Origin of the sequence: Actinomyces sp. SKVG-SVH-4(1) (assembly GCF_048514265.1) — a bacterium.
Lineage (GTDB): Bacteria > Actinomycetota > Actinomycetes > Actinomycetales > Actinomycetaceae > Actinomyces > Actinomyces oris.
Window position 1 is genome coordinate 86,556 of sequence record NZ_JBGEVE010000004.1, and the last position, 14,762, is coordinate 101,317.

Sequence of the window (14,762 nt, forward strand, 5' to 3'; positions counted from 1 at the left end):
CACGGCCGCTCTCCAGGGCCGGCCATCAGCGATACGAGACCAGGAGGTCCTCGTAGAGGTTGATGAGCCGCCTGGTCATCGTCTCGGAGTCGAACTGCTCAGCCACCTCCAGGGCCCCCTCGGACAGCGCGGCGAGCCGGGCGTCGTCGGACAGCAGGGAGGCGAAGACCCGGGCGAAGTCCTCCCCCTCGATGCCGCCGGTGAGAATCGCGTTGCGCTCGGTGAGGCACTCGGTCATCCGCTCGTCGCAGTAGACGATCGGCAGCCCGCAGGCGGCGGCCTCCAGGAACACCATGGGCTGGTTGTCGAAGTGGTAGGAGGCCAGGGAGAAGACGTCGGCCTGCTTGAGCAGGACAGCGACCTCCTCCGGCGAGCACGTGCCGGTCAGGATCACCCGGTCCGCCACCCCGAGCTCCTCGGCGCGCCGCCCCAGCTCCTCCTGGGAGGGGCCCGGGCCCACGAGCACCAGCTTGACCGGCAGGCCCGATAGGTGGGGCATGGCCTCAACGAGCGTCATCTGCCGCTTCTCCGGGCTGAGGCGGGCCACGCAGATGATGATCTTCTCGCCGGGGGCCTTGGGGATCGGTGAGTCGGCGGCGCGGGCACTGCGGTAGCGGGTGGAGTCCAGCCCGTTGGGCAGCACCATGCAGGGGGTGGTCAGTCCGCCGTCGTCGATGAGGATCCGGGCCAGGTGCTGGGAGGGCGACAGGCAGGCGTCGCACTTGTTGGCGAAGGCCGCCGTCAGGCGCCACCCCTGACGGGACAGGGCCGTCTTCATGTCGCGCTTGTTGAGGTGCTTGATGGTCTCCCGGTGAACGCGCGGCAGGACAGGCTGCGACTTGAGCGCCACGGGGAAGGCGACGGACAGGGCCAGCAGGCCCGAGAGCACGGCCAGCGGGTAGTCGTCGATGAGCTCGGTGTAGAGGGTGTGGATGGTGGTGACGTGGGGGATGTTCTGGCGCTTGGCCACCCAGTGCGCCAGGACCCCCAGGCTGAACTGGGTCTGGCTGTGGACGATGTCGAAGTCGTAAGCGTCGAAGCGCCGGGCCAGGCCCGGATAGATGGTGGCGACCTCGCGGCTGTCGAAGACGTAGTAGCGCGAGGAGGACAGGCGGATGACGTGATCGTCGGTCTCCTCATGGCCCTCGGCCTTGGGGGCCACCACGTAGACCTCGTGTCCCATGCGCTCCAGGGCGGCACGGAAGGTGGCTGTGGAGGTGGCGACGCCGTGGACGGAGGGCAGGTAGTCGTCAATGAAGAAGGCGATCCGCACAGCGTTCACTTGTTCCTGTGGTTCGGGTGCACCAGCAGCAGGCCCGTCAGGGGCGGTTCTTTCGGAAACGACGACACAGGGGGCAGCATGGGGGTGTAAACCTCGCGGCACTGGGGCGGGCAGGTGCGGGATCAGACGTACTATCTCAACGCCATTGAGGCCCGAGGGTACCTTGTTCGCCGGGCTCCTGCCTCTCTCGCGGTCAGAAACGGCGCCGGCTCCAACGGCACGCCCGGGTCAGCGCACTGGCAGGTTCGGCGTTTACGATGGCGCCATGACCGATTCCGCTGAGATCGCACGCCTCAAGGCCGAGGCCGCCCAGGCCGCCGCCGAAGCCGCCGCAGCCAAGGCCGCCGCCGCCCAGGCGGCCCTTGACGCCGCCATCGCCTCCACCCCGGCCTCAGCCGTGGAGCAGGCCGGCGAGCCCCGCACTACTGACGCATCGGGCGAGCCCCCCGCTCAGGCAGCCGATGCCACCCCCTCCGCCGAGCCGGCTGCGACCGCCGAACAGCCCCAGCACCCGGTGCAGGAGCCAGTTCAGGATCCGACACCCGCGCAGGCCGAGACCGCCGCTGCAGCCGATCAGGTATCGGGCAGTCAGGAGGCCGAGGAGACCGGCTACACAGCCCAGGTGCGTTCCGGCTACAGCTTCTCCTCCCCCACTCTGCCGGTGGGCACCTACCTCGACACGCTCTCGGGCGGTGAGCCCGCGGCGGTCAAGGGCCTGTCGGTGGGCATCCCGCTGGGACTGCTCAACCGGCACGCGCTGGTGGCCGGGGCGACCGGAACCGGTAAGACCCGCACGCTCCAGCTCCTGGCCGAGGGGCTGTCCGCCGCCGGCGTCCCGGTGTTCCTGGCCGACGTCAAGGGGGACCTGACCGGACTGGCCGAGGCCGGAGCCCCCAACGACAAGATCGCCTCCCGCATCGCCTCCACCGGCCAGGACTGGACGGGCCAGTCCTTCCCCATCGAGCTGTTCAACCTCGGCGGGTCGGACTCCGGCGCCGGCATCAGCGGCACCCCGATCCGCACGACGGTCACCGAGTTCGGGCCGATCCTGCTCTCGCGGGTCCTGGGCCTGAACGACACGCAGGCCTCCGCCCTCCAGCTGGTCTTCCACTGGGCGGACAGCCAGGGGCTGGCCCTGCTGGACCTGAAGGACCTGCGCGCCGTCGTCGACTACCTGACGAACACGGAGGCCGGTAAGGAGGAGCTCAAGACCATCGGTGGGGTCTCCGCGGCCACGGCCGGGGTCATCCTGCGGGAGATCGCCGCCCTGGAGGCGGCCGGCGGCGAGGCCTTCTTCGGTGAGCCGGCGCTCGACGTGCGTGACCTCATGCGGGTCTCCCCCGATGGGCGCGGCATCATCTCCGCCCTGGAGCTGGCCGACATCCAGTCCCAGGGCACGCTGTTCTCCACCTTCCTCATGTGGCTGCTCGCCGAGCTCTTCGAGACCCTGCCGGAGGTCGGCGACCCGGACAAGCCCACCATGGTGTTCTTCTTCGACGAGGCGCACCTGCTGTTCTCCGGTGCCTCGAAGGCCTTCCTGGAGGCCGTGGTGCGCACGGTGCGGCTCATCCGCTCCAAGGGCGTGGGCATCGTCTTCATCACCCAGTCCCCCACGGACGTCCCCGACGAGGTCCTGACCCAGCTCGGAAGCCGGGTGCAGCACGCGCTGCGCGCCCACACCCCGGCCGACGCCGCCAACCTCAAGAAGGCGGTCTCCACCTTCCCGGTCAGCCCGGTGGACCTCAGCCGGGTGCTCACGTCGCTGGGCACCGGCCAGGCCGTCGTCAGCGTGCTGGACGAGAAGGGGCGCCCGGCACCGGTGGCCCCGGTGATCATCAACGTGCCCGCCGCCGTCATGGGGCCGGCCCAGGACGGCACCGTCAGCCAGGTACTGGCCTCCTCGCCGCTGAAACCCAAGTACGCCACAAGTGTGGACAATGAGTCCGCCTACGAGCTGCTGGCCCAGCGGGTCCAGGCCGACGCCGAGGCCGCCGAGGCCGCTCGCGCCGCCGAGCAGGCCGCCAAGGAGCAGGCCAAGGCCGACGCCGCCGCGCAGAAGGCCCTGGAGAAGGAGGCCGCCCGCCAGGCGGCTCAGCGTCAGAAGGAGGCCGAGCGCCTGGAGCGCGAGGCCGTCAAGGAGGCCCAGCGCCGCCAGCGCGAGGCGGAGAGGGCCGCCGAGCGGCGCAAACGGGAGGTCGAGAAGACCATCGGCTCGGTGGGCCGCCAGATCACCCGCGAGATCACGCGCTCCATCTTCGGCACCCTCAGGCGCCGCTGAGAACCAGCTCAAGCAAGACGAAGGGGCTGCACCAACCATCTCGGATTGGTGCAGCCCCTCGTGCTACTGCTGGGCTACCGCGGCGCGGCCGTGAGCGGCGCCGTCGGGGAGCCCGCCGCGGTTACTCGGGGACGATGCTCACCAGCTTGGGGGCGCGCACGATCACCTTGCGCACGCCGCGCCCGTCCAGGGTGCGGATGACGCCGGGGGCCTCCAGGGCCAGTTTCTCGAGCTCGGCCTCGGAGATGTCGGGGTCGACTTCGAGGCGGTCGCGGACCTTGCCCTTGACCTGGATGACGCAGGTGACCTTCTCGGCGGCCAGCAGGGACTCGTCGGTCACGACCGGGAAGTCCTCGTGGGCCAGGGAGTGCTCGTGGCCCAGGCGCTTCCAGATCTCCTCGGCGATGTGCGGGGCCACGGGCGCCGTCATGAGGACGAGGGCCTCGACGGCCTCGCGCGGGACCGCCCCGAGCCCGGTGAGGTGGTTGTTGAGGACGATGAGCTTGGCGATGGCCGTGTTCAGGCGCATCCCCTCGTAGTCCTCACGCACGCCCACGATCGTCTTGGCCACGAGCCGGCGGGTCTCCTCGTCGGCGCTCTCCTCGGTCACCGTCAGCTCGCCGGTGGTCTCGTCGATGACGTTGCGCCACAGGCGCTGCAGGAAGCGCTGGCTGCCGGCGACGGCACGGGTGTCCCACGGGCGGTCGGCGTCCAGCGGCCCCATGCTCATCTCGTAGACGCGGAAGGTATCGGCGCCGTAGGCCTCGTACATGTCGTCGGGGGTGACGATGTTCTTCAGGGACTTGCCCATCTTGCCGTACTCGCGGCGCACCGGCTGCCCCTGCCACAGGTAGCTGGTGGAGCCGTCCTCAGCGGTGACCTCCTCGACCTCGTCAGCGGGCACGTACTGGCCGCGGGAGTCGGTGTAGGCGTAGGCCTGGACGTAGCCCTGGTTGAAGAGGCGGTGGTAGGGCTCGGAGGAGGAGACGTGGCCCAGGTCGAACAGGACCTTGTGCCAGAAGCGCGCGTAAAGCAGGTGCAGGACGGCGTGCTCGACGCCGCCGACGTACAGGTCGGTGCCGCCGGAGATGTTGCCGGCCTGCGGGCGCGGCCCCATCCAGTAGGCCTCGTTGGCCGGGTCGACGAGCGCCTTGTCATCGGTGGGGTCGATGTAGCGCATCTCGTACCAGCACGAGCCGGCCCACTGCGGCATCGTATTGGTCTCGCGGTAGTAGGTCCGGGGGCCGTCGCCCAGGTCGAGCTCGACCTCGACCCACTCGGTGGCCTTGCCCAGCGGCGGCTCCGGGGAGGAGTCGGCGTCGTCGGGGTCGTAGGAGCGCGGCGAGTAGTCGGTGACCTCGGGCAGCTCGACCGGCAGCATCGACTCGGGCAGGGCGTGGACGCCGCCGTCCTCGTCCCACACGATCGGGAAGGGCTCACCCCAGTAGCGCTGGCGGGAGAAGAGCCAGTCGCGCAGGCGGTAGGTGACCGCGCCGCGGCCGGCGCCCTTGGCCTCCAGCCAGCCGATCATAGTGGCCTTGGCCTCGTCCTTGCCCATGCCGTTGATGTCCAGGTCGCCCTGGGCGGAGTTCACGACCACACCGTCACCGGTGTAGGCCTGGGAACTCAGGTCGACGCCGTGGGGGTCGTCGGCCGGGCCGATGGTCTGGACGATGTCGATGTCGTACTTGGTGGCGAAGGCGTAGTCGCGCTCGTCGTGGGCGGGCACGGCCATGATGGCGCCGGTCCCGTAGCCCATGAGGACGTAGTCGGCCACGAAGACCGGCACCTTCGCCCCGTTGACGGGGTTGATTCCGAAGAAGCCGGTGAAGACGCCGGTCTTGACCCGGCCCTCATCGGTGCGGTCGGCGTCCGACGTCGCCGCGGCCTGGGCGCGGTAGGCGGCCACGGCCTCGGCGGGGGTCGCGTAACCGCCGGTCCAGGCCTCCTTGGTACCCTCGGGCCAGGCGGCCGGGACGGTCAGGGCCGCGGCGTCGTCGGCGATCTGAGCCTCGGTGCGCACCGAGCCGGAGGCCTGCAGGCCACCCAGCATGGGGTGCTCGGGGGCCACCACCATGAAGGTGGCGCCGAAGAGGGTGTCAGGGCGGGTGGTGTAGACGCTCAGCGACGCGTCCTGCTGGGCGCCCTGACCGGCCCCGGGCACGGTGAAGGTCACCTCGGCGCCCTCGGAGCGTCCGATCCAGTTGCGCTGCATGAGCTTGACCTTCTCGGGCCAGTCCACGGTGTCCAGGTCCTCGGCGAGGCGGTCGCCGTAGGCGGTGATGCGCATCATCCACTGGCGCAGGTTGCGCTTGAAGACCGGGTAGTTGCCCCGCTCGGAGCGGCCCTCGGAGGTGACCTCCTCGTTGGCCAGCACCGTGCCCAGGCCGGGGCACCAGTTGACAGGGGCGCTGGAGACGTAGGCCAGGCGGAAGGAGTCGATGACCTCGGCCTGCTCGGCGGCGCTCAGGGCGTCCCAGTCGCGGCCGTCGGGGACGGGGACCTGGCCGGAGGCGAGCTTGTCGCGCAGCTCGGTCACCGGCCGGGCCGCACCCTTGCCGCGGCCGTCGCGGCGCGGGGCCTCGGGGTCGAACCAGGAGTTGAAGACCTGCAGGAAGATCCACTGGGTCCAGCGCACGTAGTCGACGTCGATCGTGGCCAGGGAGCGGCGCGGGTCGTGGGACAGGCCCAGGCGGCGCAGCTGGCGGCGCATGTTGGCGATGTTGGCCTCGGTGGAGATGCGCGGGTGCTGGCCAGTGGTGACGGCGTACTGCTCGGCGGGAAGGCCGAAGGCGTCGTAGCCCATCGTGTACAGGACGTTCCTGCCGGTCATCCGGGTGAAACGGGCGACGACGTCGGTGGCGATGTAGCCCAGCGGGTGGCCCACGTGCAGTCCCTTGCCGGAGGGGTAGGGGAACATGTCCAGCAGGAAGAACTTCTCCTTGTCCGCCCCGGGGCCGGCCAGAGCGCCGACGGGGTTGTCGGCGTTGAAGGTGCCCTCGGCCTCCCAGCGGTCCTGCCAGGCGGTCTCGATGGAGTCCGCCAGCTCCGCCGTGTAGCGGAAGGGGGTGTCGGACTCGACCGGTGCGGTTCTCTCTGACATCGCGGCAGCGCTCTTTTCCTACTCGTGCTTCCTGGTGCTGGGGCACAGCCTATCGCCCGCCAGCAGTGGCACCCGGCGGCGTCCACCCCACGGGCGGGCGAGACCGGTCACGTCGGTGGAGCCCAGCAAGGTTCGAGCGGTCTCGGCGGGACGTCACGCCGGCCCCGAGAGGAGAAGGCGCCGTCGATAAAGGCGCCAGATATGCGGCTAATCGTTGCTGTTCCAGTGATTCTGGAGCCTGCTTCAGCGTGCGGGGCACGGGCACCACTTGCTATACTGTACATATGTTCGACGGTGGTGCGCTTCCTCGCGTCCCGGCCGGTGATGCGGTCGGGATGCTGGGTGCGCCTGGCGGGGCGCCCACGTCGATACCGCAGGTCTCGGCAGAGGAGACGGCAGGCCTGTTGGCCTCCCTGGGTGCGGGCCAGGCGCTGGCCGGTGTGGTGGAGGGGCTGCTGTCCCACCTGCTGGTGACTGCCCAGGACTCCGACGATGAGGGCTCCACCGCTGATGGGGATGCAGCGCCGCCCCTCTTCACCAAGGAGCCGGGTACTGACGTAGCGCTGGTGGCCGCCTCCGAACAGCGCCGGACGATGGGCGTGGAGGAGGTCGGCACTTCGGGACTGATCGGCCTGGGGGCCTCGGGTTTGGGGGAACTGGCCGCGGCCTGCCACCGCCTGGCGGCCTGGGCCACCTGGGGCGAGGCCCTGGCGGCGGCCTGCCTGACCGGGTGCCCTGAGCTGTCCAGTCACCCGGGCCAGTGGGGCCCGCATGGTGAGGTCTCTCCGGTGGTGGGTTATGAGGAGCGGCGGTTCAATGCCACCTGTCTGCTCTCCACCCGCCTGGGCGTCTCTCGGACTCGGGCCGGTCAGATGGTGAATCACGGCCAGGCCCTCATGAGCATGGGCTTCGCCCCAGTCGAGGCCATGGAACGCTGCGGGGTCCTGGACTCGGCGAAGGCGTTCCTGGTGACCCGCCGCCTGGAAGACGTACCCACTCCGGTGGCGCTTGCAGTCCAGGACAAGGTTCTGCCTCAGGCGCCTAGGCGGAGCGTGTCGCAGGTGGGGAGGGATCTGGAGCGGGCCCTGACGGAGATCGACCCTGACGGCCACGCTGAGCGGAGCCAGAACAATACCGAGCAGCGGTGCGTGTCGCGCCCCCGGCCTGCGGGAGAGGGCCTCTGCCAAGTCCGGCTTCTGCTGCCAACCATGGACGCCCTGCTACTGGATGCCACCCTGGACGCAATCGCCACTTCGGCGCGGGCCTGCGGCGAGAAACGCACCCTGGGTCAGCTGCGAGCCGATGCCATCACCGCGATGACCCTCTCAACACTGCGCACCAGCCAGCAGGCCGCCTACCATATGCCCGCGCAAGACCCCACCACCCCCGCAAACACAAATCACGACGGCAGCAGCGGTGGCGACGACGGCACCGACAACGACAATCACGGAGGGTACAGCCTCGGCGGCGGCATCTGCGGCAGCGGCATCGGTGCCAGCGGTGATGACGGTATCTGTGGTGGTGGTGGTGGTTTGAGTGAGCCGGGTTCAGTGCTCTCGTCCTCGGTTCCTCTTGAGCCCCCTTCCCCGGGGCGGCTGCTGCCTGACGGGGTACCTCTGGAAGGGCTCCTGGGCGCTTTGAGCGGCCTGGTGGGATCGAACAGCCCGTGGTGGACCCCTTCAGCCACCGGTCACCTTCCTCTGCCAGAAGGCATCCGTATCAACGTCAACGTCACCGTTCCTCTGAGCAGCCTGGTTGGTCTGGCTCTGCCGGAAGAGGGCCCCACCGGCGGCGTCGATCCCGGAGGCGGCGGCCCCGGCACCTCATCCGAAGACAACCGGCTCCGGGACGGCATTTCTGGGGGCTGTGGTCCTGGGGACAGCGAGAGCCCCGACGACCCCCGCTGTCTTGATCCAGGTGGAGCCGGCCCTGGCGAGAGCTCCACCGCCATGCTCGAGCCTCTCAACAGCGCAGACTCCCCAAGCGGCGGGAGAAATCTGCCCACCCCCGGTGGGAGAAGTCTGCCCGGGCCTAGAGGGAGGAGTCTGCCTGAACTCGCCCCGGTTGCTCCCACCATCCAGCCCACTGCCCAGGTCATCTCCCCGTTTTCCGCCACACCAGTAGAGGTCGCTGAGGTGAGGATCGGGGCGCGCAGCGCAGCGGTACCGGCCATGACTGCCTGGGCCCTGGCCGCCGGCGGGACCTGGAGGCGCCTGGTGACCGACCCCGCCAGCGGCACCGTCCTGGACGTCGGCCGCACCAGGTACCGGCCCTCGGTGGGACTTGCGGACCTCGTGCGAGCCCGCGACAAAACATGTGTTTTCCCCACCTGCCAGACTCCGGCCTCCCGCTGCGACATCGACCACCTCACCGCCTGGAGCCAGGGCGGGACCACCAGCCTGGACAACCTCGTGGTGCTCTGTCAGGCCCATCACCGACTCAAGCACACTCCCGGATGGGCACTCACCAGGGACCGTGACAGCGGGGTCTTGTCTTGGCACACCCCGGACAAGACCGTCTATCGGCGCCACCCAGACGGCACCATCGACCGCCTGCCCCACAAGGTCGGCCCCCACCAGCACCTTGTTCCCAGCACCGTCGTCCCGGCCGACCTGAGCCAGCAGATCGGCCCCGAGCTCATCGACCGGCTCAACACCGCCCTCGACCGCACCCAGCCCAGCAGCGGCAGTGCCCGCCTCATGACCCGAGGCCCCCTACCCGGCGAAAAGGCGGGAGACTACGAGACCACCCCTCATCCAAGGGCCGCCCACACCCTGGGACTAGCGCCCCTCATCGACCAAGCCCCACCCTTCTGACGAGGACGAAGCGAGTAGCCTCGGGGGCTACGCGAGCGCCGCGCTGTCCATCTGCGCGGGCACGAACTCGCCCCAGCCGTCCTCGACGAGGCCGGCCCGCAGACGCTCCATGGCGGCGTCGAGTTCGGGGGCCTCGGGGTGGCGGGCCGAGGAGAAGGACAGGTCCTCCTCGCAGCGGATCGGCAGCACGTGCAGGTGCAGGTGGTCGACGCCGTAGCCGGCCACGACGAGCCCGGCGCGGGGCGCCTCGAAGACGCGCACCTGTGCAGCTCCAATGCGCTTGGCGACCACGGCCAGGTGCGCCACCACGTCATCGGGCGCGTCCACGTAGGAGTCGACCTCGAGCCGCGGGACCACGAGGACGTGCCCGTCGGTGTGCGGCTCAATGGTGGCGAAGGCGACGCAGACCTCGTCCGCCCACACGAAACGGCCGGGGATCTCGCCGGCGATGATCTTGGTGAAAATCGTGCTCATGGCCCCATTGTCCCCCAGCCACGCCCGGATCCGTCCAGGCCCCGCCCCTGGTCAGGCCAGCAGCCACAGGGAGCCGTCGGGGATGACGGCCTCCGGGGCGCCCGCGGGCACTGCGCCGCGTGAGGCGTCGTCATCCAGCAGGGCGATGACGGTCGCCCGCCTGCGGCCGCCGCCCTCCACGGCCGGCGCCACGGTGCCCCGATCGCGGATCCGCACCCGGCTGTCCAGCCCGATGCCGGCCCGCTCCAGGCGGCGCAGCGTCTCGGTGTCGTCCTGAATCCGTCCGACGACGCCGTCAGAGCCCACCGGAAGCGTCTCCAGGCCCACCAGGTCGGGCACGATGAGGCGGCCGTCGGCCGTGGGGATCGGGTCCCCATGCGGATCACGGGTGGGGTGCCCCAGGACCGCGTCGAGCCTCTCCAGCAGCCGCTCAGAGACGGCGTGCTCGAGCTCCTCGGCCTCAGCATGCACCTCGTCCCAGCCGAAGCCAAGCCGAGTGACCAGGTAGGTCTCCAGGATGCGGTGACGGCGGATCATGCCCATGGCCCGACGTCGCCCCTCCTCGGAGAGGGTGACGGCCTTGTAGGGCTCGTGGACGAGCAGCCCCTCCTCCACGAGGCGAGCCACGTTCTCCGAGGCGGTCGAGGGGGCCACCTCCATGCGTTTGGCCAGACCGGTGACGGAGGCGCCCGCGCCGCCCCACTCGCACGCGGCCCACACGATCTTGAGATAGTCCTGCGTGACGGTCGAGTCCCCCGCCACCGAGGACTTCCCACCAGACCCGCTTGGAGCCCTCCGCTCCCTGGGCGCAGTCACCCGAACAGCCTCGCCAGCTGGCCGCCGAAAGCGATGACGATGGTGAGAACCACCGCCAGGTACATCGCCGCCGTGATCCACCAGCGGGCCTTGAGCACGTCCAGCGCCAGGTTGTCACGCAGCCCCAGGTGCCCGCCGGCCGCGGCCCAGGCCCAGGAGTGAGCAGCCACCGGGATGGTGACGGACCAGATGACCATGCAGAAGGGGCAGAGCTTGCCGAAGGTCATGATGGATACGGACAGGAACCAGATGACGAAGGCGATCCCGCCGAGGCTGCCGGCGCTGAGCCCCCACCACATCCAGCGCGGCAGGCGCGCACCGCTGAGCAGTACCAGGCCGATCGCGGCCAGGGCCCCGAAGGTGATGGCCCCGACGAAGGAGTTGGGCACCCCCAGCAGGTTTCCCTGCCACACATTGAGGGAGTCGCCGCAGGACACCAGGGGGCTGACGTCGCAGACGAGCTCCGCGTACGGGTTGCGCAGCAGGTTGAGCTGGGCGGTGATGAGCTCCCAGCAGGCGAGGATCCCGATCAGTGCGCACACGGTGAGCAGCCAGCCGAATCCCCGCTCGGCCCCGGAGCGCCGCAGCCAAGCTGGGCGCGCGGACGAGCCCTCGCCGGTATCACGACGAGCGCGCCGGTCGAGCTCTTGAGCGGGGCCGGAGCCCAGGTAGGCCTCGAGCTCTTCCTCGCTCATCTCATCGATCTCGGCATCTGTGGGCATGCGCGACATCGTCAGTCTCCTCACCGGTGGTGCGTCAGCAGTTCTTCTGGGCCTCGTAGGGTTATCAGGACGAGAGCGTATGCCACATACGGTCACCTCTGTCCTACCCGTCCGAGGAATCGCTCTCCCCCTGGGGCTCGCCCTCCTCTGGCTGCGTGGCTTCCTCGGGCCTCGTGCTCTGCGGGGCTCCGGTCGGTGTCGGCACCGGGGTGGCCGACGCCGTCGGGCTCGGGGTTGAAGCCATCGTGGCCGTCGTCTGTCCCGCGGCGAGACCCGGCACGGACCGCCAGGCCCCCACCGTCACCGAGGCGTCGGAGTGGAGGATGACGGCGCGCCAGGCCACCAGCGCGCCGGCGGAGTCGAAGGACATGACGTGGAGGAAGGCGTCCTCAGTGACCGACCCCAGGGACGTGCCGCCCTTGCCTGCGCCCGAGATGATCCCGGTGACGGGCAGACCGGTTCGGGGGCTGATCGTCGTGGTCATCCCCCGTTCGGCGTGGACGTGCCCGGCCAGGAGCAGCGGCGCGCAGCCCTCCTTGGTGAGCGTGTCGAAAGTGGCGGGCTGATGAATGAGGACGACGTCGACCTGCGTGCTCCCGCAACTGGTCGTGGCCAGGCGGGAGGCGATCTTCTCGGTGGTCTCCCCGTTGCGGGGCTTGGTGCCCGCAGCTGTTGTGCGCTCGGCGTCGTCGTGCCCCAGGAAGGTGATCCCGGCGACCGTCTGGACCGAGCCGTTGGTGACGGTCCACCCCTGGGAACGCAGGCGGGCGGCCGTGGCGTCGGAGTCGTGGTTGCCGATCGTGGCGACCTTCTTCGTCGAGCTCGGGACCGCCTGGGTCAGCGCGTCGACGCACACCCGCTCCGGGTCCGAGCCGGTCATGGTCAGGTCGCCGTCGTCCATGTGGATGTCGGCGCCCGAGAGCTGGTCGAGGACTCCGGAGAAGGCGATGACATCGAGGTTGCAGTGCAGGTCCGTGGTGAGCACGGCGGTCTTGCGTCCCCGCTCGGGCACTGATCGGGCCCCGGTCACCGAGATCGAGGGCGTCGCGGTGGCCCGTGGGCTCTCAGAGGGCTGCGGGGCGGTGCCGGGCTCCGGGTCGGGGCCGGCATTCACCAGGGTCTTCGCGGAGGAGGCCCTGACCCGGCTCTGAAGGCTCTCGGTGTCCACCTTGCCGTCGACGGCGGTGACGTCCACCAGGCCCTCAGTCTGCTCGGCGGCCTTCCATGCGGCCCGCAGGTTGGTGTCCGCCTTGGCGTAGAAGCCCTTGTTCGTCTCCACGAAGGTTCGCGCCTTGGGCCCGTATGCGGTGACGACGTCGGCGATGCGTCCCGAGAAACGGGCCTGGGCCAACGGCGTCCCCTCGAGGACGGACAGGGTGGAGCCGGGCGAGGTGGCCGTGCGCATGGCCGGCACCAGGAGGGAGGCCGCGGTGGCCACGGTCGCACAGGCCGCCACGGTGGTGGCCCAGCGGTGTGAGGCGCCGGCTCGGACGGTCTCGCGCCAGGGCTTGGTCGGCGCCAGGCGCCAGGCGGCCACACAGCACAGGAAGATCGCCTCAACGACCCCGGCCCGGCGCAGGGCGTCGCCGGCCAGTGCGTAGAGGCCCTGCCGGATCGTCAGGTCGGGGTGGGAGACCAGTGAGAGGTAGGAGGTCGCGTCGGAGGACAGGGACTGGCCCACGCTGGCGGCATTGGCCGTATCGGGTGTCGGATCGCCCGGGATCTCCCCCAGAACCACCTTGACGCCGAGCATTCCTGCCGGGGACTCCAGCGAGGCCGTTCCCAGCGGCCCGAGGTCCAGCGTGACAGTGGAGTCCAGGGTCGTCGACCAGGTCGCCTCATGCGGGCCGACCGGTGACGAGGCCGTCGCCGTGGACAACCCCAGCAGGAGGGAGACGAGGCTGGAGGCCAGGATCATGGCCGCTGTTCCGATCACCGTGCGGGTGCCGGGGCGACGACGACGCCACCACAGGCGCGGCGACAGCAGCACCGTGGCGACCAGGGCGCAGCAGCGTCGCACGGCCGTCAGCAGACCGTCCCACAGGTCTCCTGCTCGCTCGGCGGTGCCGGTATCGGCGTCGGCTCCGGTGTCAGGGCCTGAAGATGTCTGTACCACCGCTCGCCTCAGAGCCGAGCACCCAGCGAGACCTGGGCGGCCGGGTCCTCACCGCCGTGCACGTCAGAGGCGATCAGACTCGCCAGGGAGGTGACGTAGGCAACGGTGTCCTGCCAGCCGCTCACGGCCTGGCAGGGAACGCCCAAGGCCTTGACGGGGTAGTCGTTGCCCTCCGGGTCCAGGCGGTCGCCGACGAAGATCATCTCCTCCAACGCGATGCCGGTCATCTCCGCCAAGCGCTTCATGCCGTAGGCCTTGTCCACCCCCTTGAGGGTGATGTCGACACTTGTGGAACCGCCTGAGCGAACCTCCAGGTCCGGAAGGAGCGGGGCGACGGCGTCACGCAGGGCGGCCTTCTTCTCACCCGTGGGATCCCACGCGCGTTTGGCGTCCAGGGGGGCCTCCTGCCCCAGTGCGGAGAAGGTGATCTGGCTACCGCGGTCCTCCAGGATCGCCCCCCAGGTCTGCTCCTCCCACAGACCGAGGCGTCGCGCCTGGGCCTCGACGATCTCAAAACCGGTGCGGATCTGCTCAGGGGTGAGGTCGTTGGCGTAGACCAGCGTCCAGGCGTCCTCATCGCTCTGGGCACGGGAGGGGTCGTAGGTGTAGTAGCGCGTTCCGCAGGTGGGCATGAGGTGAAGCCGGGAGAGCTCATCGGCGTCGGCGTCGAGGTGGGCCAGGACCTGGTCGCGGAACTGCCCCACCTGCCCACCGGAGATGATGCAGACGGGGACGACGTCGAGCAGCCGCCTGAGCGCTGTGGCCATGGCCGGTGGCATGGCCGACTTGGAGGGCGCCAGCGTGTCGTCGAGGTCGAAGGCCACCAGGCGGGGCAGCGCCCGGGGGCTCACATCAGTCTGAGTCATAGGCGTATTGTGTCCCACCCGCCTGGAAACCGGCCGAACCGGGCCCCAGACGGGTGGTGGAGTCAGTCTCTCTTCTCAAGCGGTCACGTCCGCGTTTCTCAGCGGACCGCACCGGTCAGTCGGTCTGCTCGGGGTGGAGCATGTGCTCGCGGGCCAGGGCCGAGGCCTCGGCCCGGGCGTCGCGGTCCTCGCGGCGTCCGCGCGAGATGAGCGCGGTGATGGAGACCGCCAGACCGCCCCAGATGATGACGATGGCGAGCAGCATGATGAGCACGGCGATTCCGGTCAT

10 protein-coding genes are annotated in these 14,762 nt (G+C 70.0%); 2 read left to right on the forward strand and 8 right to left on the reverse strand.

The genetic code is table 11. The features are described 5' to 3' along the window. Positions 1-25: 25 nt before the first annotated feature. Positions 26-1,282: a glycosyltransferase gene (locus tag AB7V09_RS05020; protein ID WP_419143108.1), complete on the reverse strand. Its 1,257-nt coding sequence runs from the start codon at positions 1,280-1,282 to the stop codon at positions 26-28. Positions 1,283-1,547: 265 nt separating this feature from the next. Between AB7V09_RS05020 and AB7V09_RS05025 the strand changes: the two genes are divergently transcribed. Continuing rightward, the gene (locus tag AB7V09_RS05025; protein WP_419143109.1) at positions 1,548-3,560 is read left to right on the forward strand and encodes a helicase HerA-like domain-containing protein; all 2,013 of its coding nucleotides are present in this window, start codon (positions 1,548-1,550) and stop codon (positions 3,558-3,560) included. A gap of 121 nt (positions 3,561-3,681) precedes the next feature. On the opposite strand, the gene AB7V09_RS05030 is transcribed toward AB7V09_RS05025, so the two are convergent. After that, positions 3,682-6,663, reverse strand: a complete 2,982-nt coding sequence (locus tag AB7V09_RS05030) for a leucine--tRNA ligase (RefSeq protein WP_419143110.1) — start codon at positions 6,661-6,663, stop codon at positions 3,682-3,684. Positions 6,664-6,947: 284 nt separating this feature from the next. Here AB7V09_RS05030 and AB7V09_RS05035 point away from each other — a divergent pair, with 284 nt between their 5' ends. Next, entirely contained in the window at positions 6,948-9,479 is a 2,532-nt protein-coding gene (locus AB7V09_RS05035; RefSeq protein ID WP_419143111.1) for a DUF222 domain-containing protein, read from the forward strand. A 27-nt stretch (positions 9,480-9,506) separates the two neighbouring features. Here AB7V09_RS05035 and AB7V09_RS05040 read toward each other — a convergent pair whose 3' ends face one another. The 6 genes from AB7V09_RS05040 to AB7V09_RS05065 all read right to left on the reverse strand — a co-directional run bounded on the left by AB7V09_RS05040 (position 9,507) and on the right by AB7V09_RS05065 (position 14,762). After that, a complete protein-coding gene (locus tag AB7V09_RS05040) occupies positions 9,507-9,953 on the reverse strand; it encodes an HIT family protein (RefSeq protein WP_075378203.1) in 447 nt (148 codons plus the stop codon). Positions 9,954-10,004: 51 nt separating this feature from the next. After that, positions 10,005-10,769, reverse strand: a complete 765-nt coding sequence (locus AB7V09_RS05045) for a metal-dependent transcriptional regulator (RefSeq protein WP_419143112.1) — start codon at positions 10,767-10,769, stop codon at positions 10,005-10,007. After that, the gene (locus tag AB7V09_RS05050) at positions 10,766-11,500 is read right to left on the reverse strand and encodes a vitamin K epoxide reductase family protein (protein ID WP_009405640.1); all 735 of its coding nucleotides are present in this window, start codon (positions 11,498-11,500) and stop codon (positions 10,766-10,768) included. The genes AB7V09_RS05045 and AB7V09_RS05050 overlap by 4 nt, the downstream gene beginning before the upstream one ends. Positions 11,501-11,594: 94 nt before the next feature. Then, positions 11,595-13,607: a metallophosphoesterase family protein gene (locus tag AB7V09_RS05055; protein ID WP_419143113.1), complete on the reverse strand. Its 2,013-nt coding sequence runs from the start codon at positions 13,605-13,607 to the stop codon at positions 11,595-11,597. Positions 13,608-13,615: 8 nt separating this feature from the next. Next, the gene (locus AB7V09_RS05060; RefSeq protein WP_070512541.1) at positions 13,616-14,473 is read right to left on the reverse strand and encodes an HAD hydrolase family protein; all 858 of its coding nucleotides are present in this window, start codon (positions 14,471-14,473) and stop codon (positions 13,616-13,618) included. A gap of 115 nt (positions 14,474-14,588) precedes the next feature. Further along, a complete protein-coding gene (locus AB7V09_RS05065) occupies positions 14,589-14,762 on the reverse strand; it encodes a methionine/alanine import family NSS transporter small subunit (RefSeq protein ID WP_075415208.1) in 174 nt (57 codons plus the stop codon).